At 49.7% G+C, this 15,186-nt stretch carries 13 protein-coding genes; 11 read left to right on the top strand and 2 right to left on the bottom strand.

The window, feature by feature from the left end:
- Window positions 1-45: 45 nt before the first annotated feature.
- Complete coding sequence (locus tag IPG80_RS16725) at window positions 46-1,173, bottom strand: ABC transporter substrate-binding protein (RefSeq protein WP_345110155.1); 1,128 nt, start codon at window positions 1,171-1,173, stop codon at window positions 46-48.
- A gap of 323 nt (window positions 1,174-1,496) precedes the next feature.
- Between IPG80_RS16725 and IPG80_RS16730 the strand changes: the two genes are divergently transcribed.
- From IPG80_RS16730 to IPG80_RS16780, 11 genes are all read left to right on the top strand, one after another.
- Window positions 1,497-2,666, top strand: coding sequence for an acyl-CoA dehydrogenase (locus IPG80_RS16730; RefSeq protein ID WP_345109138.1), 1,170 nt, complete (start codon window positions 1,497-1,499; stop codon window positions 2,664-2,666).
- 1 nt (window position 2,667) lies between these two features.
- Window positions 2,668-5,571 (top strand): glycosyltransferase family 39 protein, encoded by a 2,904-nt coding sequence (locus tag IPG80_RS16735; protein WP_345109140.1) that lies wholly within the window; start codon window positions 2,668-2,670, stop codon window positions 5,569-5,571.
- An 8-nt stretch (window positions 5,572-5,579) separates the two neighbouring features.
- Window positions 5,580-6,611: an alcohol dehydrogenase catalytic domain-containing protein gene (locus IPG80_RS16740; RefSeq protein WP_345109141.1), complete on the top strand. Its 1,032-nt coding sequence runs from the start codon at window positions 5,580-5,582 to the stop codon at window positions 6,609-6,611.
- 2 nt (window positions 6,612-6,613) lie between these two features.
- Window positions 6,614-8,686, top strand: coding sequence for a hypothetical protein (locus IPG80_RS16745; RefSeq protein ID WP_345109143.1), 2,073 nt, complete (start codon window positions 6,614-6,616; stop codon window positions 8,684-8,686).
- A 3-nt stretch (window positions 8,687-8,689) separates the two neighbouring features.
- Window positions 8,690-9,103, top strand: a complete 414-nt coding sequence (locus IPG80_RS16750) for a hypothetical protein (protein ID WP_345109145.1) — start codon at window positions 8,690-8,692, stop codon at window positions 9,101-9,103.
- Complete coding sequence (locus IPG80_RS16755; RefSeq protein ID WP_345109147.1) at window positions 9,069-10,619, top strand: acyl-CoA carboxylase subunit beta; 1,551 nt, start codon at window positions 9,069-9,071, stop codon at window positions 10,617-10,619. Before IPG80_RS16750 ends, IPG80_RS16755 begins: the two co-directional genes overlap by 35 nt.
- Before the next feature lie 17 nt (window positions 10,620-10,636).
- A complete protein-coding gene (gene accC, locus IPG80_RS16760; RefSeq protein ID WP_345110157.1) occupies window positions 10,637-12,145 on the top strand; it encodes an acetyl-CoA carboxylase biotin carboxylase subunit in 1,509 nt (502 codons plus the stop codon).
- 20 nt (window positions 12,146-12,165) lie between these two features.
- Window positions 12,166-12,663: a biotin/lipoyl-containing protein gene (locus IPG80_RS16765; protein WP_345109149.1), complete on the top strand. Its 498-nt coding sequence runs from the start codon at window positions 12,166-12,168 to the stop codon at window positions 12,661-12,663.
- Window positions 12,664-12,665: 2 nt separating this feature from the next.
- Entirely contained in the window at window positions 12,666-13,277 is a 612-nt protein-coding gene (gene cyaB, locus IPG80_RS16770; RefSeq protein WP_345109152.1) for a class IV adenylate cyclase, read from the top strand.
- A gap of 6 nt (window positions 13,278-13,283) precedes the next feature.
- Window positions 13,284-13,769 carry a DUF3601 domain-containing protein gene (locus tag IPG80_RS16775; protein WP_345109155.1) on the top strand — a complete coding sequence of 162 codons (486 nt, stop codon included), beginning with the start codon at window positions 13,284-13,286 and terminating at the stop codon, window positions 13,767-13,769.
- Window positions 13,770-13,907: 138 nt separating this feature from the next.
- Complete coding sequence (locus tag IPG80_RS16780) at window positions 13,908-14,399, top strand: nitroreductase family deazaflavin-dependent oxidoreductase (protein ID WP_345109157.1); 492 nt, start codon at window positions 13,908-13,910, stop codon at window positions 14,397-14,399.
- Here IPG80_RS16780 and murI read toward each other — a convergent pair.
- The gene (murI, locus tag IPG80_RS16785; RefSeq protein WP_345109160.1) at window positions 14,365-15,177 is read right to left on the bottom strand and encodes a glutamate racemase; all 813 of its coding nucleotides are present in this window, start codon (window positions 15,175-15,177) and stop codon (window positions 14,365-14,367) included. The two genes, IPG80_RS16780 and murI, sit on opposite strands and share 35 nt — an antisense overlap.
- Window positions 15,178-15,186: the final 9 nt, after the last annotated feature.

Genomic DNA, 15,186 nt, shown 5'->3' on the forward strand with positions numbered 1-15,186 from the left:
TAGGGACACGGCAATTGCCGTGTCCCTATAATCATACTCAGAAAATTATTGACCTACAATGGCGGTGAACTCTTCAGTCCAGCGATCATAGGTAACGCAGTCGGTATTGCCGTTGCCGCAGGCGGCGATGGGCGTCTTCCAAAAGTAGATCTGATCAAAGGTATCGTAACCGTTGGCTTTACAACCTTCGGTGCCGAGCAGTTCGCTGGCGCCGTCACAAGCTGCAGGTACAGACGGAGCAGAACCAAACCAGGAAGCCACGTCACCCTGAACTTTCGGGTTGATGGAGTGTTCCAGCCACAGATAAGCGCAGGAAGGATGCGGTGCATTTGCAGCCATCATGGTTGTATCTGCCCAGCCGGTAGCGCCTTCTTCAGGAACAACGCTGGCAATCGGTGCGCCGTCTGCCTGAAGCAGGTTCACCTGCAGAGGCCAGGAGGAGGAAGCCACAAAGCCTTCGCTCTTGAAATCTTCAACCTGAATGAGGTAATCGCCCCAATATTTCGGAGTAAAGCCACGCTGTGTGCGGAGGAGATCGAGCGCCGCATTGAACTGGGCTTCATTCAACTCATACGGGTCAGTAATGCCCAATTCAGGATTGTGCGCCTTCAGGTAAAGAGCAGCATCTGCAATGTAGATCGGACCAGAATACGCCTGGACGCGGTCCTTGTTAGACTCGCCATCGGGCAGGGCTTGTTCTTCGAAGACCACACTCCACGAAGTGGGAGCATTTCCGCCAAAGGCTTCAGTGTTGTACATCAACACGTTAGGACCCCACTGATAAGAGACGCCGTAATGCTTCCCATCCACAGTGTGCCAGGGAGCATTCTGCAATCGTTCGTCAATTGTGTTGTACGAAGGGATCTTTGTGATATCGATCTCCTGAACGATCTCACCATAGACCATGCGAAGACTGGCGTCACCAGATGCGGTCACAAGGTCATATTCACCAGTGGACATCAAGGACACCATTTCGTCTGAAGTGGCAGCATCTTTCACAGTAACCTTGCATCCGGTTTCCTGTTCAAAGCTGGTCACCCAGTCGTAAGCGGGGTCATTTGCACCACGTTCGATATACCCAGGCCATGCCACAATGGCAACCTCGCCTTCGGGCTTGGCGGCTGCGCCACCACAAGCCGAAAGAACAAGGCTGGCGAACACGAGCACGAACATTACCTTAATTGCGAACTTATTCATTCTCTCTCTCCTTTTGTGAGTTGAATGGATTCGAATCGACAAGCCTCCAAAAAATAAATCGCCACCTTTTCGGAATTCGATCGCTATCATCTGAATCCGAATCGGAAAGCGCTGTGGTGACTATTGTCGAAGTTCGGGCATTATAACGTGTTTAGATGCCGCGTCAATATAAATAATTCCGATACCGACACACGCCTCCTTCTCCGCCGTGTCCTGCCCCTCCCCCGCAGCCAATTCAAGCCGAAAGTTTACGCATGCATCACGGTATAATTCACATACCAATTCAACCGGAGGAATCAGTGACCGACCTTCCTATTTACCCGCTTACAAATGAACACAAAATGCTGCGTGATGCCGCGCGGGATTTTGCCGAAAAAAAAATCACGCCAATTACCACTGAGTTCGACGAAAACGAAAAATTCCCACATGCCACCATTAAAAAAATGGGCGAATTGGGCTTCATGGGCATTGAACTCCCCGAAGAGTACGGCGGAGCAGGCATGGATGCACTCGCATATGTACTGGCGCTTGAAGAGATCTGCAAAGTGGACGCCGCTCACGGCGTGATCATGTCGGTCAATAATTCTTTGTATTGCCACGGTATCTTGAAATTTGGGACAGAAGAACAAAAGAAAAAATTCATCGCACCCATCGCATCTGGCAAAGCCATCGGCGCCTATTCCCTCACGGAGCCCCAGAGCGGATCCGATGCCGGAACCATGCGCAGTCGCGCCACTCGTGACGGTGATTTCTACATTTTGAACGGTCGAAAATCCTGGGTCACCAGCGGACCTGTTGCAGACTACTTTGTTGTATTTATGATGACGGATCCTGAGAAAAAACAAAAAGGCGTAAGCGCCTTCCTTGTGGACGGGAAGACACCCGGATTGGTCCGCGGAAAAAAAGAACCAAAGCTTGGCATTCGTGCTTCAGCAACAAGTGAACTGATCTTCGAAAATTGCCGTATCCCGGCTGAGAATCTGCTTGGTGTGGAAGGCGAAGGTTTCAAGATCGCAATGACCGTGCTGGACGCAGGTCGGATTGGGATCGCCACACAAGCCCTCGGAATTGCCGAAGCCGCCTACGAAGCGGCAAGGCAGTATGCAGGTCAACGTGAGGCGTTTGGTCAACCGATCGGCAGTTTTCAAGGAACCGGATTCAAACTCGCGGATATGAAAACACGTATCGAAGCATCACGTCTGTTGATCTACAATGCTGCGATCGCAAAAGAAAATGCAAAAGGCTCGAATGGCAGATACTCTCTTGAAGCCTCAATGGCAAAACTGTTCGCTTCAGAGACAGCCATGTTCGTAACCCACCAGGCTGTGCAGATCCATGGCGGTATGGGGTACAGCAAAGAATTACCCGTTGAGCGCTATTTCCGTGATGCAAAGATCACAGAGATCTATGAAGGCACGAGTGAAATACAAAGGCTGGTCATCTCACGTATCGAATTAGGATCTAAATAATTTGGCTACGAACCACATCCTCTTCTGGTCTTTTGTGCCGGCAACCGCGGCGGTCTTATTCGCATTTGCACTAATGTTCATGGCACGCCGCCATAAATGGACAGACCCGGAACCTGCCGCAGCGTCCTTAGTAAGTGAACTTGAAGCAAAGCCAAGAATCGATTGGAGCAGCCAGGGATTGCGCACCTTTATCTCAACTTATCGTTGGGAAGTTGCACTGGCAGCGGTCTTCCTCGGGCTGATCCTTTTCCTTTGGGCATCTGCTCCGGTTCAAATGACAGGCGAAGTACCAATCACTCCAAATAATCCGGGGCGTCCCTTTTATTTTGTCCATTGGCAGCGAAATCATCTCTTTCTTTTTTATAACCAAACGGCAAGCGCAAGCAATCTTCTGACTGGATTTCTCGCACTTGCCATGACGGTCTATGCTGCCGTCCGCCGTTCGCCGCGCAAGGTGCAAGCCGGTCTTTTATGGGGTGTGATGGCACTCGCAGGCGGTGCACAATGGATGGTTTCTGATGACGCCCAACGCGGGGTAGGCATTGCCATTTATTTGATCGCAGGTGCAGGGCTGCTGATCTGGAGTCTTATAAATCACAACGTGCTTGGTTCAGACATCAGCGAGTCACGTCCACTCTCATTTCAATGGGAAGTTGCATTGGTCGTTGCAGTTATAGCCCTCGCTTCCTTTGGACGCATGTATATGCTTACTGAAATACCATATGGGATCGAAGGAGATGAAGCCAAATGGACGGCTGAAGTAGTTTCCCTTGGTCTGCGCGGCGAGCCCGATTCGAACGGACTATATCACCGCGATTCATTACCCGTCAGCTTTTACATGCAGACGATCTTCCACAAGATCATGGGTCCTTCTTTGTATGCAGCGCGATTTGAGGTGGCACTCTTTAGTGTCCTCGGCACACTTGCGTTTTACCTGCTCCTGCGTCAGATCACAGCCATGCCGCTCGCATTACTGGCATCCTGGCTTTTGAGCGCTTCCATGTTTGATATCAGTGCCAGCCGTCTTGCGAATGTAGAGAGCCACGTAAAATTCTGGCCCATCCTAACATTGGCTTTATTTGCCTGGGCTTTACAAAAGAAACACTGGGCAACTTACTCCATCGCAGGCATCGCACTCGCGATCGGTTTATTGACGTATGACACAGTCCTGCCTTTGGGTATCATAATGGTCATTATTGCCATTGTCGAAGCACGAAGACAGAATGACAGTCTTGCAGATGCAATTCGAAACCTGATCGCGCTGCTTACCCCCGCCCTGCTCACCTTGCCATTTTTAATCCCCTACCTGACAGGCAGGTTGGGATATTACGGCGTAAGCGAAAAAGGCTGGGAAAGCGGGATCGCAACCTTGTGGGCACATTTCCAAGATGTACTCTTCACCTGGTATGCCCGTTCGTTTGAAGATTTTCTTTATAACCGCAACGGACCTCTATTAAACGCCTTCCTCCTGCCCTGGCTGACATTTGGACTTACAGCATCGCTTGTAATGATCCGCCGCCGCCTCTCTTTCTGGGCTCTAATCTGGTTGCTACTCTTCATCCTCCCCGTCCCGATCGCGACTCATACGCCACTCGGGCGTGTGTATTATCCCGGGCTTCCTGCCGCATATATTTTGGCAGCCATTGGTTTATATGTCTTCAGCCGTGAAAGCCTGCGCGCACTGGGCAATGAATTCCGTCCCCTTGTTACAGCTGTTTCCGTTGCAATACTGGTCTGGCTGCCTGTATTTAACCTCTATATCTATTTCAATGAAGTCTTCGACTTCGCAGACAGACAGATGCGCCGCGAAGTTGCCGAATTTGCAGGAGAGGTTGCAAGCAACGACAACATGATCATTCTTGCATCCGTTCCGCGCGCCAATGAAGCCTTGAATAACGAATACCAAATGATCGAACTCTTCATGATGGATAAACTTGACATCGAGGACGTCAAATCATCATACAAAAACGTCCCTCTCGAAGAGGTTCTGCCCACGTTGCAAAGCATCAGCCCTCGCATAAATCGTTCTGTGCTTCTTGATAAATCAACAGAGAATGATCGTCAGAAAAGGAACAACCTCACCCAGGCATTACACATGTGTTACCCAAACGCCAAATGGACCGAGGGCGTTTTCTTCGACCGAATGGATATTGACGAGAAATCGCTTGTAAACCCTGCCTGTATAAGTACAGTTCTCACTTTTACTCAAAAATCAAGCGACACGTTTTCATGGGAGTTATCCCAAGGCGTGGTAAATCAAGTCGCCTTACAGTGTGATCTGTTACAGGCAGATCGGAATTGGATAGAAGCCGAAAATCTGCCGCTCAATGCTGGCTGGCAATTCGAAACCGCCTTCGCTGCCGACTGGAATGGTGACGGCTTTATCATGGACAATTACGACAGTTCCCCCATGATCTTCGATGTTGAAAAAGTACAGGATGGCAGCATGTATATCTGGGTACGGTATTTCAAACGCGCCGTAGATAACTCTCCTGCCGAAATCACACTTAACGGTCAAACCCTAACGTTCAGCGACATCAAGGACGACCAACTCAATCAGTGGGTTTGGGAAAAGGTTGGACCGTTCAATTCTTCTGCCGGAAATTACAGTGTATTCCTAAATCGTCCATACAAAGACGACCCATACGGATTCATCGCTCTTTTTATCGATTCGTTAGTGTATACGCATGACCCCGATTTTATTCCAACCGACGCCCAATTTCAGGCTCTGCCGCCGCACGTATTCTCCTTCCAGAACGACCGCAATCAAGGCACCATCACCACACAACTTGCCCCAGGTACGTACAGCTGTTACCTCGAAGTGACGAATAAAAAACTTTCTCTGGTGGATGCGTTTGGCTTCACACCAATAAAATCAGAGATCATTGAATTTTCGGTCAAATAATCATTTTGATGAAAACTATTTTTTTTCATAAACATGGCGGACCGGAAGTCCTTGAATACGGGGAACTCCCAACACCAACCCCAAAACCGGGTGAAGTTCTGGTTCGCCTGAAAGCTGCAGCCCTTAACCGAGTGGATGTATTTGTCCGCAATGGCTGGCCCGGTTTAAAGCTGGAACTTCCTCACATTCCCGGTGCAGACGGCGCAGGGGAGATCGTCGCACTCGGCGAAGGCGTGAACGGATTCCAAATCGGCGAGCAGGTGGTTCTCAATGCAAACCTCGGCTGCGGTGAATGCGACGCTTGTAAATCCGGGCACGATAATCTTTGTAAGAACTGGCATCTATTGGGTGAAACCACTCGTGGGACGTATTGTGAATACATTTGTATGCCAGCCAGGCAGCTGTATAAAGTACCCACAGGATTCGACCTGCGCCAAGCCGCCGCGGCTGCCTTGGTCTATCAGACCGCATGGCATTCGATGGTAAAGCGCGGGGGCGTCCAGGCTGGAGAAACCGTGGCAATTGTCGGCGCGGGTGGAGGCGTGAATTCCGCATCCATTCAGATCGCCAAATTTCTTGGTGCCCGGGTCGTTGTCATTGGCTCGAATGCCGAAAAACTCAAACAAGCCGAAGCCATTGGCGCAGACATCCTGATCGATCGTTCGAAAGAAGAAGATTGGTCGAAAGCGGTCTTTTTAGCAACGAACAAACAAGGCGTAAATGTTGTAGTTGATAATGTTGGCACTACCTTCCCCCTCAGCTTGCGTGCACTCGCAAAAGGCGGAAGATTGTTAACCGTGGGGAACAGCGCTTCACCAAGATTCGAGATCGACAATCGTTTTATTTTCGCCAAGCATCTCTCGATCCTTGGTTCTACCATGAGCACCCTATCCGATTTTCGTGAAGTCATGGATCTGGTCTTTACGGGCAAACTCAAACCCATCATGGACAAAACCTTCCCTCTGCAAGAAGCCGCCATCGCACAGGAACGTTTGTGGCGTGGTGAAAATTTCGGAAAGATCACATTGAATATTTCTTGACAATGAATTTTATTAAACGAATCGCACCCTTCGAAGTCCTGTTAGTGCTCGTCATGATGGGGCTGCATCTTTTTGCCGCCACGGCAGACCCATATGTTTTCCCTAATCATTGGTTTGTACGAGATGATTCTTACTACTACTTTAAAGTTGCTCAAAACATCGCAGCTGGATACGGCAGCACCTTTGACGGCATCAACATGACAAACGGTTACCATCCACTGTGGATGTTGATCTGTATCCCGATCTTCGCGCTTGCAAAATACGATCTGATCCTGCCCTTGCGTGTGCTGCTTACGGCCATCACCGTGATCCACACCGCAACTTCAGTAATGCTCTATCGGTTGGTCAAAACACATCTCTCGCATGCAGTGGCAATTTGCGCTGCGATTTTTTGGTCTTTTAACGGCTACATCCACTCGGTAGTTTATGAAATGGGTCTTGAAACCCCCATTGCAGCATTTTCACTAGTGCTGGTCATCTACCTGCTGTCCAAATTTGAAAACGAATGGCGTTCAAATCCGATTCCGCTTTCACGAATCGCATGGCTGGGTTTTTTCTCTGCGCTGGCTATGTTCAGCAGGTTAGATCTGGTCTTCTTTGCAGTAATCATCGGTATTTGGATCATTTTCCGAAACACTCCCATTCGATATTTCCTGCCATTGGATATCGCGATCATATTCATCACCATGACCAGTTCCGTCATTCTGCGAACAAGTTTTTCTTCATATAACACCGTCTACGCTGGATCAGGGATCGAAGTAACCATGATCGCTTTGGTTATTAAAAGCCTTTCGTTGTATTTCTTTGGTGCGTATCAACACCCACATACCTTGCCCAAATGGCAAATGCTGCGACAGGTATCGCTTGCCCTCCTCGTCAGTTCACTCCTTACTACTGGAGTTTACACTTTACTTGTCCAAATAGGACTAGGAAAAGGCTTCCCCCGCTCGGCATTTCTTCTAGACTTTCTTTTCAGCCTGATTCTCATTTCCGCTTCACGCTTAATTTCAGCCTGGTTCACAACCCAGAGAAGTTACCCAGCAGAAGCCCCACTCTCACAACTCAGATTACAGTGGAAGAATTGGCTGAGAGAAGGCGCCGCATATTACGGAATCCTTGGTGGTTTGCTGCTTTTCTACATGATATTTAATCATTTTACGTTCGGCACCTCCAGCCCAGTCAGTGGACAGATCAAACGCTGGTGGGGCAGCATGGGCGACACTGCCTACGAGCGCCCGGTTGCCAGCTGGGATTCTTATTTCGGTTTGGGTGAAGATGCCTATCAGACTTGGCAACCCTACTCAGAATTCTTTTGGAAGACGTCAGACTATATTCGTCCCTACATTCTGCCAAGCGAAGATGCTGAGTTTCTACGTTTTTATATTACTTCGGCTGCATTTGTCTTGTTATGGATCATCCTAGTGTTAATCAACAAACGCCGTTCTGCACAGGCATTTATAAACCTCGGCATCGTCCCGTTATTTGCAGCGAGTATCGTCCACATGCTCTCATATACAGCTACTGCCTATGGTGGTGCGAAAGAATGGTACTGGTCCAGTCAGATGATCCTTATTCTGTTGGCATTCAGCCTGCTATTCGACTTGTTATTAAAACCGCTGCGCCGTGTTCGCTATATCAACATCCTACTGATATTTACTGCCTGTTTCTACGGCATTAGCTCAGCCGAGAATTTCTGGCGGACTATTGAATACACCATGCCGCATGGACGCTTCGAGGCGGATCGTCCGTATCTCGAGGTGGTCGCTTTTCTTGAAGCTAACACCTTTCCAGGCGAAGTGATCGGCATGACTGGCGGCGGTAACGTCGGCTACTTCATCAAAGATCGTACGATCGTCAATATGGATGGGCTGATAAACAGTTATGAATATTTTCATATCCTGCAAAGTCAGCAGGCAGCTCCCTATTTGCGCGAGCGTGGCATGACCGTCATTTTCGCAAATCCACGCCTGTTAGCCCTACCGCCATACTATGGTCAATTTGCACCGTATCTGGAAAAATACAGTAGTTACGGCGGCAAAGACCTCCTTTATCTACTGGAAGAGCCGAAGTACTAGACAATGAAACGTCCCTTTTCAGTAACCCTTGCGGGCATGCTGGTGTTAATCCTAGCATTGTGGAACGCCCTGCGGGCATGGACATCCCTAGCCTGGCGGTCGATCCTTAATGAATACTCGGTGCAAATGCCGCCCTTCTTCAGTGCCGGCATGGGTTCCTTTTGGTTTATCATTGGGTTGACCATCGCAGCAAGTATTTGGAAGAAGAACCCTTGGAGCATTAAACTGCTCTCATTGGCGGCAATAGGCTACACCATCTGGTATTGGAGTGAGCGGATGATCTGGCAAAATCCACGCCCAAACGTACCATTTGCGATCATCATAAATCTCGCATGTTTGGTCATAATCTATTTCGCATCGAAATCACTGTCGAGAGAGGCATATGAACGAGATATCGAAAATCCAGCAACTGAATAACCTGAAAGCACAATCCCGCCTTGGCGGCGGGCAGGCACGCATCGATGCCCAGCACAAAAAAGGACGCCTGACCGCGCGCGAACGTCTTGATCTTTTATTAGATCGCGGCTCCTTCCGCGAAGTGGACCCATTCGTCGTCCATCGCACTCATGACTTCGGGCTGGACGAACAAAAAATCATCGGCGACTCGGTCGTCACCGGCTGGGGCACCATTGATGGACGGCTGGTGTACGTCTATTCACAGGATTTTACGGTTTTTGGTGGCAGCCTTGGTGAAGTGCATGCCGAAAAGATCTGCAAGATCATGGACATGGCAATGAAGAACGGCGCTCCAGTCATCGGCTTGAACGACTCTGGCGGTGCGCGCATTCAGGAAGGCGTTGTCGCCCTCGGCGGATACGCAGACATCTTCCTACGCAACACAATGGCATCCGGTGTCATCCCACAGATATCTGCCATTATGGGACCCTGTGCCGGCGGTGCAGTATACTCCCCGGCTCTTACAGACTTTATCTTCATGACCCGCAACACCTCATACATGTTCGTCACCGGTCCGGATGTGGTCAAGACCGTGACTCATGAAGAAGTAACCCAGGAAGAACTCGGCGGAGCAGGCGTACATTCGGAAAAATCCGGCGTCTGTCACATTGCCGCAGATAGTGAAGCTGATACGCTTTATCTCATCCGCAAAATGATGAGCTACCTGCCGCAGAACAACATGGAAGATGCTCCCGTCGTCCCCACTTCTGACGACCCGCTGCGCATGGAAGAAGCGCTCAACACCCTCGTCCCAGATGACGCGAATAAACCGTACGATATCAAAGAGGTCATTCGCCATATTGTGGATGATGGTAACTTCTTCGAAATCCACGAAAACTACGCCGCCAATATCGTGGTAGGCTTCGCCCGCCTCGGTGGACAATCTGTAGGCATTGTCGCCAACCAACCAGCAGTACTCGCAGGCGTGCTTGATATCGATGCCAGTGAAAAAGGCGCCCGGTTCGTCCGTTTCTGTGACGCCTTCAATATTCCGATCATCACATTTGAAGATGTCCCTGGCTTCCTGCCGGGAACCTTTCAGGAACATCACGGCATCATCCGCTCTGGTGCAAAATTGCTTTACGCCTACTGCGAAGCCACTGTGCCAAAATTAACCGTCATCACTCGCAAGGCGTATGGTGGCGCGTACTGCGTCATGTCTTCCAAGCACATTCGCTCAGACCTGAACCTCGCCTGGCCCACCTCGGAAATTGCAGTCATGGGTCCCGATGGTGCAGTCAGCATCATCTTCCGTCGTGAGCTCGAAGCGGCAGAAGACCCCATCAAACGTAAAGCGGAATTGGTGGCAGAGTACAAGGAAAAATTTGCCAACCCTTATGTGGCGGCTTCCCGCGGTTACATTGACGATGTCATTGAACCCAAAGAGACCCGCCCACGCCTGATCAACGCGCTCGCCATGCTCAGCAACAAGCGCGATGCGAACCCTGCCAAGAAACACGGCAATATTCCACTATAAACCGAGGAGCAACCATGTTGTTCAAAAAAGTACTAGTTGCAAACCGCGGTGAAATTGCCGTCCGCATCTTGCGCGCCTGCCGCGAACTGGGGCTCGAAACCGTTGCCGTGTTTTCAGAAGCAGACAGAAACGCGCTTCATGTACGCTATGCCGATGAAGCCTATTTACTTGGTCCCGCCCCTTCGCGCGAATCGTATTTGCGTGCCGATAAAATTTTCGATGTTGCAAAACGCTCCGGCGCCGATGCCATTCACCCCGGCTACGGATTTCTCGCAGAACGGGAAGATTTTGCCGCCAAATGCGCTGAATTAGGAATAACATTTATCGGTCCTAAACCTTCTGCCATTGCTGCCATGGGCGACAAAGGCAAAGCCCGTGCCACGGTTATCAAAGCCGGAGTACCGGTTGTGCCCGGCACTGAAGACGTTGGCAATATGACCAACGATGACCTGTTGCGTATCGCCCCTACCATTGGATTTCCGCTGCTTATCAAGGCGACGGCAGGTGGTGGTGGAAAAGGCATGAGAGAAGTCCGCAGCTTGGAAGAAATGCCAACACTTCTCGCGTCGGCGAGGCGTGAAGCAGAATCGGCATTTGGCGACGGCAATGTCTATCTTGAAAAATTGATCGAAGGCGCACGCCATATCGAATTCCAAATCATGGCAGATGAACAAGGAAACGTCATTCATCTCGGTGAACGAGAATGTTCCATTCAACGCCGCCACCAAAAACTTGTAGAAGAAGCACCGTCTCCATTCCTCGACGAAGAATTGCGCAAACAGATGGGCGATGTCGCTGTCAAAGCCGCTCAAGCCGTGAACTACGTCAACGCAGGCACGATTGAATTCCTGGTTGATAAAGACCGTAACTTCTATTTTCTGGAAATGAATACCCGCCTTCAGGTGGAACATCCGGTAACCGAATTGGTAACCGGTATTGATATCGTTGCTGAACAATTACGCATCGCACGCGGACGCCAGCTCAGCTACACTCAAGAGCAGGTCCAATTTAAAGGTCACGCCATTGAATGCCGCGTGAATGCAGAAGACCCTTTCAACAACTTTATCCCATCCACGGGTCGTATTACCCACAGCATCATCCCCACTGGTCCGGGTGTGCGCGTGGACACAGGCGTTTACCCTGGCTTTGAGATCACACCGTTCTATGATCCAATGATCGCCAAACTCATTGTGTGGGGCGAGACCCGTGCGCAAGCCATTCTACGCATGCGCCGTGCCCTGGAAGAATATCGCATCGTAGGGGTACGCACCAATATCCCCTTCCACCAAACCCTGATGGATTCACACCGCTTCATGGGCGGTCAATTCGATACCCGCTTTGTCGAAGAACGCTTCTCGATGGAAGCCGCGTCTGAAATTGATGAGGCCCAGGCGGAGATCGCCGCCATCCTTGCCACTCTGGTCTCTCACAAGGAAACCGAACGCTCGGCACAGATCGTGCGCGGCAATGAACGCGATACCAGCAACTGGAAGTGGGTCGGTCGCTGGGAACGAATGCATCGTTAAATTACGATTGAGGCAAACGCATGAAATATGTGACAACCATTGACGGCAAGGAATTCGAGATCGAAGTGGTGGATGACCACCATGTACGTGTGGCTGGGCGCCTGCTGGAGGTTAATTTTGAATCGGTCAGCGGGCAGCCCGTTTATTCGCTGATTTTGGATGGAAAATCCTACGAGTCGTATGTGTACCCCGGCGACGAGGACTGGCAGGTGTTGCTGCGTGGGCGGCAGTTCCAGGTAAAGGTCGAGGATGAGCGTGAAAAACGACTGAGAGTTGCAGCAGGCGGCGGCGCAGCAGAAGGAGGCGAATTCCACCTCAAAGCGCCCATGCCGGGTCTTGTTGTTGCCATACCGGTCAATGAAGGACAGGAAGTCAAAAAAGGACAGGTGCTCGTAATCCTTGAGTCGATGAAGATGCAAAACGAGCTGAAATCGCCCCGGGATGGCACTGTCAGCCATATCAAGGTGAAAGCGGGCGAAAGCGTTGAACAGAAGCAGATCCTTTTAAACCTGCATTAACCATGACCGGACAAGAAACCGAAGTTAAGCTCTTTGTAAAAGATCTGGGTCGGATCGAAATGCGCCTTCGCGAGTTGAAGGCGCATTTGATTCAGCCACGGGTACATGAAGTCAACCTGCGTTTCGATAACCCAAACGGCGACCTGCGGCGGGAGTTCAAAGTGCTGCGCCTGCGCAACGATACCGAAGCGAAATTCACATTCAAGGGACCCAGCGAAGAACGTGCTGGCGGAGTCCTTAGCCGCCGGGAGATCGAATTCTCGGTCAGCAGCTTTGAGGCGGCACAGGATTTCCTAGAAGCACTGGGGTTTATTCCGGTTGTGTTCTACGAAAAATACCGAACCACTTATGAACTGCATCAGGTCCACATCATGTTGGATGAATTGCCGTACGGAAATTTCGTTGAGATCGAAGGGGAAGATATTAATGCACTGCATAAAGTAGCAGACTTACTGGCTCTGAATTGGGAAGCCATGGTAAAAGCTGGTTACCATGCAATATTCGAACGTATCACCAGAAAATTCGATCTTGACCCAAGCCAATTAAGCTTTGAAGCCCTACGTTCAACTCAGGTAAGCAAACAGGATCTGGACATAACCTATTCAGATGAGTAGGCAAAAATGAAAAGACCAAAATACAATCCGATCTTCACGATCCTTTTATATCTGGCAGCAGCATTTTTTGCGATATTTGCCCTAAAGCCACTAGACCATCCGCCTGGTTCGTGGACTGTGACCATCATGATGCTTGGATTGTTTTCAGTCTTCTACTTATGGGCATTGCTTCGCACATTACAGGCACGGGATGAACAGCGCGCTGAGGCATACAAAACGCAGAATGCCATCCCTACTCCGCCACGCCCCGAATTAGAAGGGACGGCATATGGGCTAACGCCCGGAATTAAATACAAGGTCGTACGATCATTCAAAGACTTTTACGGAAAATCGTTTAATGAGCACGAGGTATTGACTTTTAAAGAGCAGCATTTTTTACCTTACCATGGCGGGTATACAATTATCTTTGTTGAAAGATCCTTGTTTTTACAGGAAAACACGAACAAGGATATTTTGGAAAACTTTTCGGAATACATCGTAAAACTTACTTAACAGAATCGAGAGGGCGTCATGCAAATCAAAGGGTGCAAAGAACTGAGTGACCTCGTTCTCGAACTTGATACAACAGAAGGAAGTTGCAAAGTCGCTGCGATATAATTTTTTTCAAAGTCTTGATAACTGGAAAATAACATGCTAGAAAAACGCCCCACACCTCTACAAAAATATTTCTTCAAGATCCCGTTATTTATGCATAAATTGGGCTTCGGCGGCTGGGAACGGCTCATTGGAGCTCAATGGATGCTGATCGCCACCACCGGCAGAAAAACCGGCAAACGCCGCGAAACACTGGTAGACGTGATGGATTACAACCCAACCACAGATACCTACTACATTGAAGCAGCCTATGGCTCACATGCAGATTGGTTCAAAAATATTCAAGCCAATCCTTTATTTAACGCACAAGTTGGCAGGCGAAAGTTTATTGCCCAGGCAGAAATTCTCAACGAAGGCGATACGGGTGAAATACTCGTCCAATTCTTTCGACGTAAACCCGCCTATACTCGTTCTGTCATGGCAATGGTTGGTATGAAATTCAAGGACGAAGACGAGTTAAGGGTACTGGGCAAAAATCTAACCTTGCTGGTGGTCAAGCCACAATCTCCAAATCGTTCTTCCAAATAATCGTCTCAACTTCGCTATTGATCCCCAATAAAATATTTAAACTGGACTTAAGTGCTGCTGCCTCGCCAGAGGTGACAAAACGCAGGATGCCGCCAGTCTCGTTTATCATCCCCCGCGTCTCCAGCAGACGTTTGACCTGCCGCGCCACTGCAGGAGCGGGGTCGATCACCCTGACCTTCTCCCCAACGATCTCTTCAACCAGCGGGATCACAAACGGATAATGTGTACACCCTAACACCACGGTGTCAATATTATTCTCCAGCATGGGTTGTAACGCATTCCGCAGGATTTGACGCGTCTTTTCGCTGTTTAAATCTCCGGTCTCGATCTGCTGAACCAATCCATTGCATGTGTTCTGGAAAAGCTCCACACCATTCGCAAAGCGTTCCACCACAGAAGCATATAATGCCCCCTGAAATGTAGCTGGGGTAGCCAGTACACCTACTTTGCCAGTCTGGGTCTTCTCCGCCGCCGGTTTGACGGCTGGCTCCATACCCACAAAAGGCACCTCAGGGAAGGTTTGCCGCAAATAAGTCAACGCCGCTGCAGATGCAGTATTGCAAGCGACAACAATTATTTTCGCACGCTGCTTCAGCAAAAATTGAGCGATCCCTTCGGAAAAGTCCTGTATCTGTCCCATTGCCCGCGGACCATAAGGGACATGCCCCTGATCACCGAAATAAATAATGTCCTCCCCTGGCATCAACGAACGGATCTCACGTAAAACGGAAAGCCCGCCTACGCCGGAATCAAAAACACCGATCGGTTCTGTATTCATATTAATAAC

The sequence above is a fragment of the Candidatus Villigracilis vicinus genome (assembly GCF_016702885.1).
GTDB classification, from domain to species: Bacteria; Chloroflexota; Anaerolineae; order Anaerolineales; family Villigracilaceae; genus Villigracilis; species Villigracilis vicinus.

What these genes read in the sequence shown, in the direction of transcription:
- IPG80_RS16780 (WP_345109157.1), top strand. Translation starts at nt 13,908, where the DNA reads ATGCTAGAAAAACGCCCCACACCTCTACAAAAATATTTCTTCAAGATC.
- IPG80_RS16775 (WP_345109155.1), top strand. Translation starts at nt 13,284, where the DNA reads ATGAAAAGACCAAAATACAATCCGATCTTCACGATCCTTTTATATCTG.
- IPG80_RS16740 (WP_345109141.1), top strand. Translation starts at nt 5,580, where the DNA reads ATGAAAACTATTTTTTTTCATAAACATGGCGGACCGGAAGTCCTTGAA.
- IPG80_RS16765 (WP_345109149.1), top strand. Translation starts at nt 12,166, where the DNA reads ATGAAATATGTGACAACCATTGACGGCAAGGAATTCGAGATCGAAGTG.
- murI (WP_345109160.1), bottom strand. Translation starts at nt 15,177, where the DNA reads ATGAATACAGAACCGATCGGTGTTTTTGATTCCGGCGTAGGCGGGCTT.
- IPG80_RS16750 (WP_345109145.1), top strand. Translation starts at nt 8,690, where the DNA reads ATGAAACGTCCCTTTTCAGTAACCCTTGCGGGCATGCTGGTGTTAATC.
- IPG80_RS16755 (WP_345109147.1), top strand. Translation starts at nt 9,069, where the DNA reads ATGAACGAGATATCGAAAATCCAGCAACTGAATAACCTGAAAGCACAA.
- IPG80_RS16745 (WP_345109143.1), top strand. Translation starts at nt 6,614, where the DNA reads ATGAATTTTATTAAACGAATCGCACCCTTCGAAGTCCTGTTAGTGCTC.
- IPG80_RS16725 (WP_345110155.1), bottom strand. Translation starts at nt 1,173, where the DNA reads ATGTTCGTGCTCGTGTTCGCCAGCCTTGTTCTTTCGGCTTGTGGTGGC.
- cyaB (WP_345109152.1), top strand. Translation starts at nt 12,666, where the DNA reads ATGACCGGACAAGAAACCGAAGTTAAGCTCTTTGTAAAAGATCTGGGT.